The organism is Phytopseudomonas straminea (assembly GCF_900112645.1).
Taxonomy (GTDB): Bacteria; Pseudomonadota; Gammaproteobacteria; order Pseudomonadales; family Pseudomonadaceae; genus Aquipseudomonas; species Aquipseudomonas straminea.
Genome location: NZ_FOMO01000007.1, coordinates 57,435 through 73,102 on the forward strand (window position 1 = coordinate 57,435; position 15,668 = coordinate 73,102).

The following is a 15,668-nucleotide window of genomic DNA, read 5'->3' on the forward strand; positions in this document are numbered from 1 at the left end:
TCAGCGACGTGCATGGCCTTTATCGCCCTCGGTATCAACCACAAGACCGCTTCGGTGGATGTTCGCGAGCGCGTGGCTTTTACTCCCGAGCAGCTCGTAGAGGCGTTGCAGCTGCTTTGCCGCGACACGCCGAGCCGTGAGGCGGCGATCCTGTCGACCTGCAACCGCAGCGAGCTGTACCTCGAACAGGACGGCCCGGGCGTCGATGCGGTGCTGCGTTGGCTCGCCGATTACCACCATGTGAGCGTCGAAGAGCTGCGCGCCTGCGCTTATATTCACGAAGATGATGCGGCTGTTCGTCACATGATGCGCGTGGCCTCCGGCCTCGATTCCATGGTGCTCGGTGAGCCGCAGATTCTCGGCCAGATGAAATCCGCCTTTGCCGTGGCCCGCGAGGCCGGCACCCTGGGCCCGCTGCTGGGGCGCCTGTTCCAGGCCACCTTCAGTACCGCCAAGACCGTGCGCACCGATACCGCCATCGGCGAGAACCCGGTGTCGGTGGCCTTTGCCGCCGTAAGCCTGGCCAAGCAGATCTTCGCCGACTTGCATCGCAGCCAGGCGCTGCTGATCGGTGCCGGCGAGACCATCAGCCTGGTGGCCCGCCATCTGCACGACCAAGGCATCAAGCGTATTGTGGTCGCCAATCGCACCCTGGAGCGCGCCAGCAGCCTGGCCGAGCAGTTCGGCGCCCACGCTGTGCTGCTCTCCGACATTCCCCAGGAGTTGGTGCACAGCGACATCGTCATCAGCTCCACCGCCAGCCAGCTGCCGATCCTCGGCAAGGGCGCGGTGGAAAGCGCCCTCAAGCAGCGCAAGCACAAGCCGATCTTCATGGTCGACATCGCCGTGCCGCGTGACATCGAGCCCCAGGTCGGCGAGCTGGATGACGTGTACCTCTATACCGTCGACGATCTGCATGAAGTCATCGCCGAAAACCTAAAAAGTCGCCAGGGCGCGGCCCAGGCCGCCGAGGAACTGGTCGCCGCCGGCACCGACGATTTCATGGCGCGCCTGCGCGAGCTGGCCGCCGTCGATGTGCTCCGCGCTTATCGCCAGCAGGCCGAGCGCTTGCGCGACGACGAACTGGCCCGGGCCCAGCGCATGCTCGCCAATGGCGCTGCCGCCGAAGATGTGCTGGCCCAGCTGGCCCGAGGCCTGACCAATAAGCTGCTGCACGCGCCCAGCGTGCAACTGAAGAAATTCTCCGCCACCGGGCGCATCGATGCGCTGGGCGTGGCTCAGGAGCTGTTCGCTCTGGAAGAAGGCACGTCGTCCGGCTTGGTCAATAAATAAAAGGCATGCAATGAAAGCTTCGCTGATCAACAAACTCGACCTGCTGCACGACCGCTTCGAAGAGGTCACGGCACTGCTCGGCGACGCCGAGGTGATCACCAACCAGACCCAGTTTCGCGCCTATTCCAAGGAATACGCCGAGATCGAGCCCGTGATCGCCGCGTTTCGCGAGTTTCGCAAGGTGCAGGCCGACCTTGAGGGCGCCCTGGCGCTGCTCAAGGACAGCGACCCGGATATGCGCGAAATGGCCGAGGAAGAAGTCGACACCGCCCGCGCGCGCCTTACCGAGCTGGAAGACAGCCTGCAGCGCATGCTGCTGCCCAAGGACCCCAACGACGGTCGTAACGTGTTCCTCGAAGTGCGCGCCGGCACCGGCGGCGACGAGGCGGCGATCTTCGCTGGCGATCTGTTCCGCATGTACTCGCGTTACGCCGAGAAGCAGGGCTGGCGCGTCGAGGTGCTGTCGGCCAACGAAGGCGAGCACGGCGGCTTCAAGGAAGTGATCGCCCGGGTCGAGGGCGACAACGTGTTCGGCAAGCTCAAGTTCGAGTCCGGCGCACACCGTGTGCAGCGCGTGCCGGAAACCGAGTCCCAGGGCCGTATCCACACTTCGGCGTGTACCGTTGCGGTGTTGCCCGAGCCGGACGAGCAGATGGCCATCGAGATCAATCCAGCCGATCTGCGTGTCGACACCTACCGCAGCTCCGGCGCCGGCGGTCAGCACGTCAACACCACCGACTCGGCGATTCGCATCACCCACATTCCCACCGGCACCGTGGTCGAGTGCCAGGAAGAGCGCTCCCAGCACAAGAACCGCGCCAAGGCCATGGCCTGGCTGGCGGCAAAGCTCAAGGACCAGCAGGACGCGGCAGCTCACAAGGAAATCTCCGACACCCGCAAGCTGCTGGTCGGCTCGGGCGACCGCTCCGAGCGCATTCGCACCTACAACTTCCCGCAAGGCCGAGTGACCGACCACCGTATCAACCTGACCCTGTATTCCCTGGGCGAAGTGATCGCCGGCGGCGTCGATGCGGTGATCGAGCCGCTGCTCGCCGAGTACCAGGCCGATCAGTTGGCCGCGTTAAGCGACTGAACCGAAAGCAGGGGGGGAGCGGGGACTTCTTTATCCACTCAGGATGCTAGCGCCCCGATCCGCCCAGGAAGCCCGCCATGGCCACTATCGAATTTCTACTTAACAGCATTGCGCTGCCCGACTCACCGACGCCGCGCCTGGACGCCGAGCTGCTGCTGGCCCATGCATTGGGCAAGCCGCGCAGTTACCTGCGGACCTGGGCTGATCGTGAAGTCGAGCCAGCTGTCGCTGAAGCCTTCGCCGCCAGTCTGACGCGTCGGCGCAACGGCGAGCCGGTCGCCTATATCCTCGGTCGTCAGGGGTTCTGGAGCCTGGACCTGGACGTCGCGCCCCACACCCTGATCCCGCGCCCGGACACCGAACTGCTGGTGGAAACCTCGCTGGCGCTGCTGCCCGGTGGCCCGGCCAGGGTGCTCGATCTAGGCACCGGCACCGGCGCCATCGCCCTGGCATTGGCCAGCGAACGGCCGGCCTGGCAGGTCATCGGCGTCGACCAGGTGGATGAAGCCGTAGCGCTGGCCGACGGAAATCGCGCACGGCTGGGCCTGGCGAATGCTTCGTTCCGCCCGAGCCACTGGTTCTCGGCATTGGCAGGCGAGCGCTATGGGCTGATCGTCAGCAACCCGCCCTATATAGCCAGCGATGATCATCACCTGGGCGAAGGCGACGTGCGTTTCGAGCCGAGCAGCGCGCTGGTGTCGGGCGTCGACGGGCTGGACGATATCCGCCTGATTATCGAGCAGGCGCCTGCCTACCTGGCAGCGCCTGGCTGGCTGTTGCTCGAACATGGTTTCGATCAGGCAGAGATGGTGCGCGAGTTATTCAGCCAGCGCGGCTTCGTCGAGGTTCACAGCCGCCGTGATCTCGCCGATCATGAGCGCATCAGCCTGGGGCGGTGGCCACATGAATGAACACCTGAGCGACGAGGAACTGCTGCGCTACAGCCGGCAGATTCTACTCTCGCAGATCGATGTAGACGGGCAACTGCGTCTCAAGGGCAGCCGCGTGCTGATCGTCGGCCTTGGCGGCCTCGGCTCGCCCGTGGCCCTGTACCTGGCGGCGGCTGGTGTGGGCGAGCTGCACCTGGCGGACTTCGACAGCGTCGACATGAGCAACCTGCAGCGGCAGATCGCCCACGACACGAAGAGCATCGGCCGGAGCAAGGTCGACTCGGCACTGGCGCGGCTCGGCGCGCTCAATCCCCAGGTAACGCTGCGCCCCCATCGCCAGGCCCTGGATGCGGACTCCCTGGCCGCAGCCGTTGCGGCAGTAGATCTAGTACTCGACTGCTCGGACAACTTCACCACTCGCGAAGCCGTCAATGCCGCTTGCGTGGCGGCGCGCCGGCCGCTGGTCAGTGGTGCGGCGATCCGCCTGGAAGGGCAGTTGTCCGTGTTCGATCCGCGCCGCGAAGACAGCCCTTGTTACCACTGCCTGTACGGTCATGGCAGCGAGGCAGAGCTGACCTGTAGCGAAGCCGGCGTGGTCGGGCCGCTGGTCGGTCTGGTCGGTAGCCTGCAGGCGCTGGAAGCGCTGAAGCTGCTCGCCGGCTTCGGCGAGCCGCTGGTCGGCCGCCTGTTGCTGATCGATGCCTTTGGTTCGCGCTTCCGCGAACTGCGGGTAAAGCGCGACCCGGGTTGCGCCGTATGCGGGAATGGCGCCGATGCGTGACGCGCCGATCGGGGTATTCGACTCCGGCATTGGCGGTCTTACGGTATTGCGGGAAATCCGCACGCTGGTGCCGCAGGAAACCTTGTTCTACGTGTCCGATAGCGGCCACGTGCCCTACGGGGAAAAAAGCCCCGAGTACATTCGTGAACGCTGCCGGTTTATCGCCTCGTTCCTGCTCGAACGCGGCGCCAAGGCCTTGGTGCTGGCCTGCAATACCGCGACTGTTGCTGGTGTGGGTGAGCTGCGCACTCTTTATCCGCAGCTGCCGATTGTGGCCATGGAGCCAGCGGTAAAGCCTGCGGCAGCCGCGACGCGCTCTGGGGTGGTTGGCGTGCTGGCCACCACCGGGACGCTGAAGAGTGCGCGCTTCGCTGCCTTGCTCGACCAGTTCGCCAGTGATGTGCGGGTGGTCACCCAGCCCTGTCCGGGTTTGGTCGAGTTGATCGAGGCGGGGGATCTGCACGACCCTGCTTTGCTTGCTTTGCTGCGCGGTTACGTCGAGCCTCTGCTGGCCGAGGGCTGCGACACCCTGATCCTCGGCTGTACCCACTATCCCTTCCTGCGGCCGCTGCTCGAGCAGTGGCTTGACCCGTCGATCAGCCTGATCGACACGGGCGCGGCGGTGGCCCGGCAACTACAACGGTTGCTGGCCAGTCGCAACCTACTGGCCAACGGGCCGCGTGGCGTCGATCGCTTCTGGTGCAGCGGCGAGCCGGCGGCCATGCAACGGGTGTTGCCACTGCTTTGGGGGAGCGCCGAGCCGGTGGCCGTGCTGCCTGGAAATTAATTGGCCGTTAGGACAGTAAATATTTTTAGAACGAAGGGAACTTGTCTAAAGTCTGTAACTGTAGTTTTCACCCTGCCTCACTTAAAAGACTAAAAAAGTCCCTATACAAGGATGCTCCAATGAAGAAGCTGGTTGGCTTGGCCGCTGCAGTTGCGTTGTCTCTTGGGTCCGTTACAGCAGTTCAGGCCGCAGGCCTGAGCGTTTCCGTCGGCCAGACGGGCGACTCCACCATGGTTTACCGCCTGGGTGCGCAGTTCGATTTCAACAGCCGCTGGTTCGAAAGCAGCGTCGGTCATCTGGGTGGTTACTGGGATGCCGGTTACACCTACTGGCAGGGTGACGATACCGCCACCAACCACAGCATTTCGTTCGCACCGGTATTCGTTTACGAGTTCGCCGGGCAGACCGTCAAACCCTACCTGGAAGCCGGTATCGGGGTGGCAGCATTCTCCAGCACGCGTCTGGAGTCCAACGACCTGGGGTCGTCGTTCCAGTTCGAAGACCGCATCGGTGCGGGCCTGCGTTTCGCCGGTGGTCACGAAGTGGGCATCCGTGCGATGCACTATTCCAACGCCGGCATCAAGCAGCCGAACGATGGTGTAGAGGCGTATTCGCTGCACTATCGCTTCAACTACTAAGAACCTGTTCAATGTCTGCTGCGCGTCGGCACTGCTGCGTTAAAAACAGGCTCGGACTGCTCATTTACAGCTCGTAAACTCCGCGTCCTCGCCTGTTTTCGCCTTGCATTGCTCTAGCTCGCGAGACTTTGAACAGGCTCTAATCTGTAGCTGATGCAAAAAAACCGGGCCAAGGCCCGGTTTTTTTGCGCGGTTAGGCGCCAGGTCAGCGATAGATGCTGCCGATACCGCGGCGTTCTTCCAGGCACTCTGGCGCGCCCATTTCGAACTCGCGGCAGATCAGCGGGCGCACTTCGTAGATGGTGCAGCGCATGGTGTCGCGATCCAGTGCCGCGCACCAGCGATCGTCCAGGCGGCGCATCACTTCGCCGCCCCATTCGTCGCTGTCGATGAAACGCTCAGGCACACCGGTATCGGTGATCAGCATCACTTCCAGTTGGCAGCAGCAGGCCGCGCAGGTGCTGCAGCTGACCTGTTCGTCGATCTGGGTATGGGGAATCTGTAGGGCGTCGCTCATCGGCCTAGTCTACGCGAGGCTGCACGGCGCCACGCAAACCTTACATCGGGCGGGCAGCGTAGAGCCGGGCGAAACCATGCAGCAGTGGCAGCATGATGGCCCAGAGCAGCGCCACCAGTGCCAGAGTAGTGGCCTCGCCGAAGGGCAGGCGCAGCAGACCGAGCCAGGTGCTGGCGCCGTAGGAGAGTAGCGCGAAGCAGGCGCCAACGAGGCTGGCGCGCCACCAGGGCGCGGCCGTCCACTCCATGCAGTGATAGAGCGTGGTGCCCACCAGAAGCCAGACAAATGCCTGCCAGAGCGGAATCAACTGGCGCGCCTCACCGAAATCGAACAGGCCCAGCTGCAGCAGAAAGCTGTCCACGGCGCTACCGAACAGGAAGGCGCTGACCAGCAACTTGCCCTCGCGTTGCCAACTGCCGATACGCATCAGGTGTACCAGCAGTACCACCGCAACCACCCATAGCCAGTCGCCGCCGCCGAGTAGGCAGGCGAGCCAGCCGATTAAAAACAGCAGGGCGTTGAGCAGGTTTCTAGACACTCGATGCTATCCGGTTGCTGAACATAAAGGGCGCCGATGGTGCCTGTGCCAGCAATGTTGGTGCAAGCTTCGGGCGTGTCAGGAGATGTCCCGCTCGCTATGCAGCAGGCGGCGGCTTAGGGCCAAACGCAGGCGCGCAGGCAGCCGACCGAGGAGGCCGAGCGCAGCAATGAACGGGCCGGGAAAGGCGATTTCCAGCGGGCGCGCGTGTAGGCGCTTGGCGATATGCCGGGCGGCCTTGTCGGCTGACCAGCGCATTGGTGTGGAGTAGCCGCTGTTTTCCGAGTGCGCCGTGTCGACGAAACCCGGGGTGACCACGGTAACGGCGATCCCTTCCCGGGCCAGATCCACGCGCAGGGATTCGAGCAGGTAACGCACAGCGGCCTTGGCGGCCCCGAAGGCGCCGGCGCCCGGCAGCGGCAGGTAGGTGACCGCACTGGCAACACCGACCAGGTGCGGCGCTTGACCACGACGCAGCAGCGGTAGGGCAGCGACGATGCAGTGGCTGGCCGAGAACAGGTTGCCGCGCATCACCCGGGCCAAGGCGTCCGCCTCGAAGTTGCTGGCGTCCACATGTTCATAGACGCCGGCATTTAGAATCGCGCAGTCCAGCGCGCCCCACTGTTCGGCGAGCCTGGCGGCGATGGCGTCCACATCGGCGGGCTCGCCCAGATCGCCTGGCAGCACCAGCACCCGACCAGGAAAGCGCTCTGCCAGCACCTGCAGTGGCTCTTCGCGTCGCGCGCTCAGGGCCAGCAGATGGCCTTCTTTCAGCAGGCGCTCGGCTAACGCATGACCGATGCCACTGCTGGCACCGGTCAGCCAGATGCGCCGGCTGAACGCGCTCATGACGCCTCGCTGGCCGAAGGCAGGTTCTTGAAAGCGTCCAGCGCGCGTTGGCGGCTGGCGCGCAGGTCGACGATGGGCTTGGGATAGTCCACGCCAACGCCGAACAGGCTGGCCTGGCCCTTGCTGCCGGCGTGCGGATCGTGAATCGCCTTGTCGCTGAGTGAGGCCAACTCGGGCAGCCACTGGCGGATGAAGCGGCCGTCAGGATCGAAGCGTTGGGATTGGCTGATCGGGTTGAAAATACGGAAGTAGGGTACCGAGTCGGTACCGGTGGAGGCGCTCCACTGCCAGCCACCGTTGTTGGCGGCCAGATCGCCGTCGATCAGGTGGCGCATGAAGAAGCGCTCGCCCTCGCGCCAGTCGATCAGCAGGTTCTTGGTCAGGAACATCGCCACCACCATGCGCAGACGGTTATGCATCCAGCCGGTTTCCAGCAGCTGGCGCATGGCCGCGTCGATGATCGGGATGCCGGTGCGGCCTTCTTGCCAGGCCTTCAGGTCTTTGGCTGCGTTACGCCAGGGCAGCGCTTCGGTTTCCGGGCGGAAGGCACGGGCCATGGACACGTGCGGGTAACCGACCAGAATATGGGCGTAGAACTCGCGCCAGATCAGCTCGTTGATCCAGGTGACGGCGCCCTGGTTGCCGCTTTCGAACTCACCGCCGTTGGCATTCAGCGCCGCGTGCAGGCACTGGCGCGGCGACAGCACGCCGGCCGCCAGATACGCTGACAGCTGGCTGGTGCCGGGGCGAATCGGGAAATCGCGGTTATCGTGATAGTCCTCGATCCACTCGTCAGCGAAGCGCTGCAGGCGTTCACGGGCCGCTTCTTCACCGGCGGGCCAGGCATCGCGCAGCGCTTTGTTGGGTGTATCGAAACCGGACACCTGCTCGGGGATCGGGTCGCCAGCTATCTTCAATTTTTCTTGTGCCTTGGGCAGCGCTACCAGTTTCGGCAGGGCCGTATGCAGGCGCTGATAGCAGACGCCGCGGAACTGGCTGTAAACCTTGAAGTAGGTGCCGGTACGGGTCAGCACGCTGCCTGGCTTGAACAGCACGCGATCGAGGTGGCTGTGGAAATTCACGCCCAGCTCGTCTAGCGCCGCGCTCACGGCTTCATCACGGCGGCCTTCGTTGACGCCGTATTCCTCATTGACGTGTACGGCATTGGCCTGCAGTTCCTGGGCGAGGGTGCCAAGCACCTTTGGCGCGGTGTCCCAGTCATCCGCTGTGCGAATCAGCAGCGGCACGTTGAGGCGTTGCAGCTCGCGGCTCAGCTCGGTCAGGTTGCGCAGCCAGAAATCCACCTTGCACGGCGCATCATCATGCTGCTGCCACTGGCCCGGGCTGAGCAGAAACACTGCGACCGTGGGCCCGGCCTGCATGGCGGCGGTAAGGGCGCTGTTGTCGGTGATACGCAGGTCGGTTCGAAACCACATCAGTTGCAGCATGGGGCGTCCTATTCGAGCAGATGGCGATCTGCGAGGTTTTGCAGCGCCGCCAGCGGATCGGCGACCACGGTGACGTCCGCTGAGTCGGGAGCGCGGGCGACCAGTTGCTCGGCTTCCTGCTGATTTTCGATACCGATCAGCAGACAGGGTATGCCGTGGTCGCCCAGCCACTGCTGCAGGGTCGACTGGGCGTCGGTGTTGGAGTCGGCTTCGCAGAACAGCAGCAGTGCGCGAGGGCGACGGCGGCTGATGGCCAGCGGAAGCTCATCAAGGGGCATCGGCCCATCGAAGGCGTCCACCGGGCAGCCCGCGGTGCCGATCAGCCAGGCGCACAGCCACAGCTGTGGCGACATCGGCGACTGGCAAAGGTTGATCAGCATCAGTGGCTGGCCTTGGTGCTGACGATTGTCGTGATACACCCGTGCGCCCAGCTTGCTGCGCAGCCAACTATGCAGGAACAGCCGTTCGGTGGCCGCTCCGGGCAGTTGTGGCCAGCGTGCTTCGAGGGTCACCAGCAATGGCAGCAGCAGATGCTGGCAGAGGATCTGCACCGGATAGAGCGCGAGCTCGGCGTTGAAGCGTTCATCCAGCTGGCGCTCGTCCAGTGCGTGGATGGCATCGCACAGGCGGTCACGTTTCTCCTGCCACTGCGAAGCCTGCTCGGCAGGCAGCGGCTGGTCGGCGCGCAGCAGGCTTTTCACTTGGCCGACGGAAACGCCTCGATTAAGCCAGCCGAGTACGGTCTGGATGGTCTGCACCTGCTCAGGTGAATACAGGCGGTGGCCCTTGGCGGTGCGGTGCGGGACGATCAGGCCGTAGCGGCGCTCCCAGGCGCGCAGGGTCACCGGGTTGACGCCAGTGATGCCGGCCACGTCGCGAATCGGCAGATAACCGGCGGCTACCAGGTCCTGCGCAGTGCCTGGCTGATTGGAAATTGGCCGGCTCATATGGCGTTTCGCAGGCTGAGGTTTTCCGGGTGCGGCTGCAGGTAGACCTGCTGGGCGATGTAGCGATCCGGGTGCTGACGGAAATGGTGCTTGAGCAGGGTCAGCGGCACCACCAGCGGGATGATGCCCTTGCGGTACTGGGTGATCAGCTGCTGCATTTCCTGCTTTTCCTCGGCGCTGAGGGCGCCCTTGAGGTAACCGCTCAGGTGCTGCAACACGTTGCTGTGGGTGCCGCGAGTGGCGCAGCGCTTGAGGGCGGTCATCAGCTCGGCGATGTAACGGCCGGCCAGTTCGTCCAGATCCTGCGCGGAGAGGTCGCTCAGCATCTGGCCCAGGCGCTTGTAGCGCAACGGGTCCGTGGCCATCAGCAGGTACTTGTGGCGGGCGTGGAATTCGATCAGCTTGCTGCGGGTCAAGCCCGACTCACAGAGTGTCTGCCACTGCGAGTAGGTGAACACGCGGGTCAGGAAGTTCTCGCGCAGCACCGGGTCGTTGAGGCGGCCTTCTTCCTCGATGGGCAGGTTCGGGTGTCGCTCGCAGAGCACGCGGGTGAAGATGCCGCGGCCTTTGGGTTCGCTAGGATGGCCATTATCCTGGTAGACCTTGACCCGCTCCAGGCCGCAGGACGGCGACTGCTGCATGACGATATAGCCGCTGATCGCCGGCAGTTCGGCTGCAACCTGTTCACCGTAGGCGGCTAGCGCATCGGTGTGATCCTGATCTGGATGCACGGTGCCTACCACGCGCGGCGCGGCCGGGTCGCCGACCAGACGAATGGGCTCGCGGGGCGTGCCCAGACCGATGGCCACTTCGGGGCAGTAGGGTATGAAATCGAAGTACTCGCTGAGCTGTTCCAGGCACAGCCTCGACGCCTTGTGGCCGCCGTTGTAGCGAACTTCGGCTCCCAGCAGGCAGGCGCTGACGCCGAGTGTGGGTTTTCTGCGGTACTGCGGGCTGACGGACATGGCGCACCTTCAAAAATGACCTTGTACAAGGCTTTGTTTCTGTACAGGGTTATTTCATCTTAAGCCTGATCTTGTACAAGTCAAATTTCGTGTACAGGGTTATAGGCATAGAGCCGGTCAATTCAGCCAGGTTCAACGCCATCCCATCAGCCAGCGTTCGCCGTCCTGCAAGTCACGCCAGTCCAGGCGCTGGACGCGCTTGCTAAGCACCGCCTGCAGCTCCACTTCGAGCACGGTGCCTTCTTCGTCGCAAAACAGTTCGGTGACCAGAAAATGCTTTTCGCGGTTTTGCGGCGTTGCTGCCGTCCACTTCGACAGCAGCAGTTTGCGTGGCGTCAGCCGATGTTTGGCGGCGCTCATTGGTTATGGGCGATCAGTTTGCGGGCTGCTTCCTGGCCGCTCAGCCAGGCGCCCTCGACACGGCCAGACAGGCACCAGTCGCCGCATACGTACAGGCCCAGGTCGGCATCGGCCAGGGCGCCAAGTTGATGAGCACCGGACGGGCGCGCATACAGCCAGCGATGGGCCAGGCTGAACACCGGCGCGGGCACGGCGCAGCCGATCATTTCCGCGAAAGCGCCGTGCAGCTGTTCGATCACCTGATCTTTAGCCAGATCCAGATGTTGGCGGCTCCAGGTGCTACTGGCGTGCAGCACCCAGGTGTCGGGGATGGCATCGCGCCCCGGTTTGCTGCGGTTGCGTGCGGTCCAGTCGAGCACCTCGTCCTGCACGAAGCAGCCCTCCAGCGGTGTCTGTAGCGGCTCGGCAAAGGCCAGGGCTACCGCCCAGGTCGGTTCCATGGTTACCCCGGCTACGGTGCTGGCCAACTTTGGTGCGGCCGCCAGCAGGGCGCTGGCCTGTGGTGCGGGAGTGGCAATGATCACCTGGGCGAACGGGCCGTGACTCTCGCCGTCGGCATCGAGCAAGTGCCAGTGCTGTTCGCCGCGAAACACCTCGGTGATGCGGCAGGAAAACTTCACCGGCAGCGCACCGAGCATGGCACGGGTAATGGCGCTCATACGCGGTTTGCCGACCCAGCGCATCTGCTCGTCGGCCGAGGGGCTGAGCAAGCCGTTTGCGTATTGGTAGAGGTTGGGCGTCCAGGGTTCGACCCAGCCGCGGGCCTGCCATTGGGCCACAGTGGTGGCGAAGCGGCGATCACGGGCGGTGAAATACTGGGCGCCGAGGTCTAAGGCGCCAGCGTCGCTGCGCTTGCTGGCCATACGGCCGCCGCTGCCGCGACTCTTGTCGAACAATTGCACGGTGTAGCCGGCGGCGTGGAGCGCCTCGGCGGCGGACAGGCCGGCAATGCCGGTGCCGATGATGGCGATGGGAGCTGCGTTGGTCATGGTTACCTCACCTGCTGTCGAGTCGCCGCGACTGCCTGTCGTCGACTCGCTGGGCCTCAGGCTACGCCTCGAACATCGCTCGTACAATGTGCAGGGCATGCACGAGCGCGTTCGTGTCGGGCAGTATCTGCAGCCAGGGCATCTACTCTTCAGAATAGGTGCGCCCGACAATAGTTTCCCCCGTTTCCGTCGGCGGCAGGCGGGGGCGCGGATTGTTCTTGAGCAAGCTTACACGCGTCGTGTCGAACGCTGAGACACAGCATAACGAGGAGTCTGTCATGCATATCCTGATCACCGGCGGTACCGGCCTGATTGGCCAGGCGCTCTGCCATCAGTGGGCCGCTCAGGGCCACCAGCTGACCGTGTTGAGCCGGCGCCCCGAGCAGGTGCCGGTGCTGTGTGGCACGTCCGTGCGGGGCGTCGCACGCCTTGAGGACATCAGCGACGAGCCCCTCGATGCGGTGGTCAATCTGGCTGGCGCGCCGATTGCGGACCGCCCCTGGAGCAAGGCGCGCAAGCAACTGTTGTGGGAAAGCCGTATCGGGCTTACCGAACGCCTGGTGAGTTGGCTGCAGCGGCGCGAGCAGAAGCCGGCGGTGCTGCTATCCGGCTCGGCGGTCGGCTGGTATGGCGATGCCGGCGAGCACATCATCGACGAGCAGGCCAAGCCAGGCGCTGATTTCGCCGCGCAGCTGTGCATCGCCTGGGAGGAGACCGCCCAGCAAGCCGAGGCGCTGGGCATTCGCGTAGTGCTGCTGCGTACCGGTCTGGTGCTGGCCAAGGAGGGCGGCATGCTCAAGCGCATGGCCACGCCGTTCCGCTTCGGTCTCGGTGGGCGCATCGGCAGTGGACGCCAGTGGATGCCTTGGATTCATATCGCCGACCAAATCGCCCTGATTGATTTTCTCTTGCAGCATGAGCAGGCGCGCGGTCCCTATAATGCGTGCGCGCCACATCCGGTGCGCAATGCCGAGTTCGTCAAGGAGCTTGGTCATGCGGTGCACCGGCCCACGCTGATGCTGCTGCCGGGCTTCGCCTTGCGCGCGGCCCTTGGCGAGATGTCGCTGTTGTTGCTTGGCGGCCAGCACGCGTTGCCGGCCAGGGCGCAGGAGGCAGGCTTCGAGTTTCGCTTCACCCGCCTGGACGTGGCGCTGGTCGACCTGCTGAGCCTTCACTAACACCTGTTCGCGATCCGGCTGGGGCTTGATCGCGACACCTTCAAGGGATATTGCATGACCGATCACGCCTTACTGCTGGTCAACCTCGGCTCGCCGGCGTCCACCGAGGTCGCCGATGTGCGCAGTTATCTCAATCAGTTCCTGATGGACCCCTACGTGGTCGACCTGCCCTGGCCGCTGCGCCGACTGCTGGTTTCGCTGATCCTGATCCGCCGCCCGGCCCAGTCAGCCCACGCCTATGCGTCGATCTGGTGGCCGGAAGGCTCGCCGCTGGTGGTGCTCAGCAAGCGCCTGCAGGAAGCGATGAAAAACCAGTGGACCCACGGCCCGGTGGAACTGGCCATGCGCTACGGCGAGCCGTCGCTGGAAACCGTGCTGGCACGCCTGGCCGGGCAGGGCATCACCCAGGTCACCCTGGCGCCGCTTTACCCGCAGTTCGCCGACAGCACCACTACCACGGTGATCGAGGAAGCCAAGCGTGTGGTGCGCGAGCGCAAGCTGCCGATCCGTTTCTCGATCCTGCCGCCGTTCTTCCAGGATCCCGATTACATCGAGGCCTTGGCCGACAGTGCTCGTCCGTACCTGGAGAAAGACTTCGATCACCTGCTGCTGAGCTTCCACGGTTTGCCGGAGCGCCACCTGCGCAAGCTCGATGCGACCAATCACTGTCTGCGCGGGCCGGACTGCTGCCGCACGGCATCGCCCCAGGTGCTTGCCACCTGCTACCGGGCCCAGTGCATGCGCAGCGCCGAAGCCTTTGCCACGCGCATGGGGCTGCGCCCGGAGCAGTGGTCGGTGTCGTTCCAGTCGCGCCTGGGCAGGGACAAGTGGATCGAGCCCTACACCGAGGCGCGCCTCGACGAGCTGGCCGCGCAAGGTGTGAAGAAACTTTTGGTGATGTGCCCGGCCTTCGTCGCCGACTGCATCGAGACCCTGGAAGAGATCGGCGACCGCGGCCGCGAGCAGTTCGTCGAGGCCGGCGGTGAAAGCCTGGAGCTGGTGCCTTGCCTGAACGACCACCCCAGCTGGGTGGAGGCGCTCAAGCGGCTGTGCGAGCGAGCCCCGCAGAGCGTGTAAAAAAATGCCCGGCTAGTGCCGGGCATTTTTCTTTGCTTCTCAGATGTCAGGCGCCTCGTCGGCAGCCTTGCGTTTCCACCCATCGTTGCCGGGCAGAATCAGATTCAGCAGGATCGCGACGATGGCGCACAGGGCGATGCCCTTGAGGCCGAAGTCGTCCGGGCCGTCGCCGGTGCCGATCAGTACGCCGCCGATGCCGAATACCAGGGTCACCGAAACGATCACCAGGTTGCGCGCCTCACTGAGATCGATGTTATGGCGGATCAGGGTGTTCATGCCCACCGCGGCGATTGAGCCGAACAGCAGACACAGGATGCCGCCCATCACCGGTACCGGAATGCTCTGCAGGATGGCGCCGAACTTGCCGATGAAGGCCAGGGCGATGGCGAAGATCGCTGCCCAGGTCATGATCTTCGGGTTGTAGGCCTTGGTCAGCATCACCGCGCCAGTGACTTCGGCGTAGGTGGTGTTGGGCGGGCCGCCGAACAGACCGGCGGCCGAGGTGGCCAGGCCGTCGCCGAGGAGGGTGCGGTGCAGGCCTGGCTTCTTCAGGTAGTTCTTGCCGGTTACGCCGCCCACCGCGATTACGCCGCCGATATGCTCGATGGCCGGTGCCAGGGCGACCGGCACGATGAACAGGATTGCCTGCCAGTTGAATGCCGGTGCGGTGAAGGCCGGCACCGCCAGCCAGGGCGCATCGGCCACGTGGCCCAGATCCAGGGCGCCGAAATAAAGCGACAGGGCGAACCCCACCACGACGCCGGAGATGATCGGCACCAGGCGGAAGATGCCACGGCCGAACACGGCGACGACCAGCGTGGTCAGCAGGGTCGGCATGGAGATCCACATCGCCGTGCTGTAAGGCAGCAGCACGCTGCCGTCACCGGCCTTGCCCATGGCCATGTTGGCGGCGATCGGCGCCATGGCCAGGCCGATGGAAATGATCACCGGGCCGATCACCACCGGCGGCAGCAGGCGGTCGATGAAACCGGTACCCTTGATCTTCACGGCCAGGCCGAGAAAGGTGTAAACGAAGCCCGCCGCGACTACGCCGCCCATGGTTTCCGCCAGGCCGAACTGGCCCTTGGCGAGAATGATCGGGGTGATGAAGGCGAAGCTCGAGGCCAGGAACACCGGTACCTGGCGACCGGTGACGATCTGGAACAGGATGGTGCCCAGGCCCGCCGTGAACAGCGCCACGTTGGGATCCAGGCCAGTGATCAACGGCATCAGCACCAGCGCGCCAAAGGCCACGAACAACATCTGGGCGCCGGACAGCACCTGGCGCCACAGCGGATCGTTGAATTCGTCGCGCATC

At 64.4% G+C, this 15,668-nt stretch carries 17 protein-coding genes; 8 read left to right on the forward strand and 9 right to left on the reverse strand.

The features are described from left to right. Nucleotides 1–12 precede the first annotated feature (12 nt). The 6 genes from hemA (at nucleotide 13) to BM279_RS17140 (ending at nucleotide 5,482) form a co-directional block, all read left to right on the forward strand. A complete protein-coding gene (gene hemA, locus BM279_RS17115) occupies nucleotides 13–1,293 on the forward strand; it encodes a glutamyl-tRNA reductase (protein ID WP_093505666.1) in 1,281 nt (426 codons plus the stop codon). A gap of 10 nt (nucleotides 1,294–1,303) precedes the next feature. Then, complete coding sequence (gene prfA / locus BM279_RS17120; protein ID WP_093505668.1) at nucleotides 1,304–2,386, forward strand: peptide chain release factor 1; 1,083 nt, start codon at nucleotides 1,304–1,306, stop codon at nucleotides 2,384–2,386. A 77-nt stretch (nucleotides 2,387–2,463) separates the two neighbouring features. Continuing rightward, nucleotides 2,464–3,297 (forward strand): peptide chain release factor N(5)-glutamine methyltransferase, encoded by an 834-nt coding sequence (gene prmC / locus BM279_RS17125; RefSeq protein ID WP_093505670.1) that lies wholly within the window; start codon nucleotides 2,464–2,466, stop codon nucleotides 3,295–3,297. Next, nucleotides 3,290–4,057 carry a molybdopterin-synthase adenylyltransferase MoeB gene (locus BM279_RS17130; RefSeq protein ID WP_093505672.1) on the forward strand — a complete coding sequence of 256 codons (768 nt, stop codon included), beginning with the start codon at nucleotides 3,290–3,292 and terminating at the stop codon, nucleotides 4,055–4,057. The genes prmC and BM279_RS17130 overlap by 8 nt, the downstream gene beginning before the upstream one ends. Continuing rightward, on the forward strand, nucleotides 4,050–4,844 hold the full coding sequence (gene murI / locus BM279_RS17135; protein ID WP_093505674.1) for a glutamate racemase: 795 nt from the start codon (nucleotides 4,050–4,052) through the stop codon (nucleotides 4,842–4,844). Before BM279_RS17130 ends, murI begins: the two co-directional genes overlap by 8 nt. Before the next feature lie 119 nt (nucleotides 4,845–4,963). Next, the gene (locus BM279_RS17140; protein WP_093505676.1) at nucleotides 4,964–5,482 is read left to right on the forward strand and encodes an acyloxyacyl hydrolase; all 519 of its coding nucleotides are present in this window, start codon (nucleotides 4,964–4,966) and stop codon (nucleotides 5,480–5,482) included. Between the two features lie 205 nt (nucleotides 5,483–5,687). On the opposite strand, the gene BM279_RS17145 is transcribed toward BM279_RS17140, so the two are convergent. The 8 genes from BM279_RS17145 to BM279_RS17180 all read right to left on the reverse strand — a co-directional run bounded on the left by BM279_RS17145 (nucleotide 5,688) and on the right by BM279_RS17180 (nucleotide 12,095). Beyond that, nucleotides 5,688–5,999, reverse strand: a complete 312-nt coding sequence (locus BM279_RS17145) for a YkgJ family cysteine cluster protein (protein ID WP_093505678.1) — start codon at nucleotides 5,997–5,999, stop codon at nucleotides 5,688–5,690. Nucleotides 6,000–6,039: 40 nt separating this feature from the next. After that, the gene (locus BM279_RS17150) at nucleotides 6,040–6,537 is read right to left on the reverse strand and encodes a DUF2878 domain-containing protein (protein ID WP_093505680.1); all 498 of its coding nucleotides are present in this window, start codon (nucleotides 6,535–6,537) and stop codon (nucleotides 6,040–6,042) included. Nucleotides 6,538–6,615: 78 nt separating this feature from the next. Beyond that, on the reverse strand, nucleotides 6,616–7,386 hold the full coding sequence (locus BM279_RS17155) for an SDR family NAD(P)-dependent oxidoreductase (RefSeq protein ID WP_093505682.1): 771 nt from the start codon (nucleotides 7,384–7,386) through the stop codon (nucleotides 6,616–6,618). Then, complete coding sequence (phrB, locus tag BM279_RS17160) at nucleotides 7,383–8,831, reverse strand: deoxyribodipyrimidine photo-lyase (RefSeq protein ID WP_093505906.1); 1,449 nt, start codon at nucleotides 8,829–8,831, stop codon at nucleotides 7,383–7,385. The genes BM279_RS17155 and phrB overlap by 4 nt, the downstream gene beginning before the upstream one ends. A gap of 11 nt (nucleotides 8,832–8,842) precedes the next feature. Next, complete coding sequence (locus BM279_RS17165) at nucleotides 8,843–9,781, reverse strand: MerR family transcriptional regulator (protein WP_093505684.1); 939 nt, start codon at nucleotides 9,779–9,781, stop codon at nucleotides 8,843–8,845. Then, nucleotides 9,778–10,746 (reverse strand): YbgA family protein, encoded by a 969-nt coding sequence (locus tag BM279_RS17170; protein WP_093505686.1) that lies wholly within the window; start codon nucleotides 10,744–10,746, stop codon nucleotides 9,778–9,780. The genes BM279_RS17165 and BM279_RS17170 overlap by 4 nt, the downstream gene beginning before the upstream one ends. Before the next feature lie 132 nt (nucleotides 10,747–10,878). Next, the gene (locus tag BM279_RS17175) at nucleotides 10,879–11,106 is read right to left on the reverse strand and encodes a TIGR02450 family Trp-rich protein (protein WP_093505688.1); all 228 of its coding nucleotides are present in this window, start codon (nucleotides 11,104–11,106) and stop codon (nucleotides 10,879–10,881) included. Continuing rightward, nucleotides 11,103–12,095 carry an NAD(P)/FAD-dependent oxidoreductase gene (locus tag BM279_RS17180; protein ID WP_093505690.1) on the reverse strand — a complete coding sequence of 331 codons (993 nt, stop codon included), beginning with the start codon at nucleotides 12,093–12,095 and terminating at the stop codon, nucleotides 11,103–11,105. Before BM279_RS17180 ends, BM279_RS17175 begins: the two co-directional genes overlap by 4 nt. A 278-nt stretch (nucleotides 12,096–12,373) precedes the next feature. On the opposite strand from BM279_RS17180, the gene BM279_RS17185 reads away from it, so the two are divergent. After that, the gene (locus BM279_RS17185) at nucleotides 12,374–13,273 is read left to right on the forward strand and encodes a TIGR01777 family oxidoreductase (protein WP_093505692.1); all 900 of its coding nucleotides are present in this window, start codon (nucleotides 12,374–12,376) and stop codon (nucleotides 13,271–13,273) included. 54 nt (nucleotides 13,274–13,327) lie between these two features. Further along, a complete protein-coding gene (gene hemH / locus BM279_RS17190; RefSeq protein WP_093505693.1) occupies nucleotides 13,328–14,350 on the forward strand; it encodes a ferrochelatase in 1,023 nt (340 codons plus the stop codon). Between the two features lie 39 nt (nucleotides 14,351–14,389). Here the strand turns inward: hemH and BM279_RS17195 are convergent, their stop codons facing one another. Next, the gene (locus BM279_RS17195; RefSeq protein WP_093505695.1) at nucleotides 14,390–15,667 is read right to left on the reverse strand and encodes a uracil-xanthine permease family protein; all 1,278 of its coding nucleotides are present in this window, start codon (nucleotides 15,665–15,667) and stop codon (nucleotides 14,390–14,392) included. Nucleotide 15,668 lies beyond the last annotated feature (1 nt).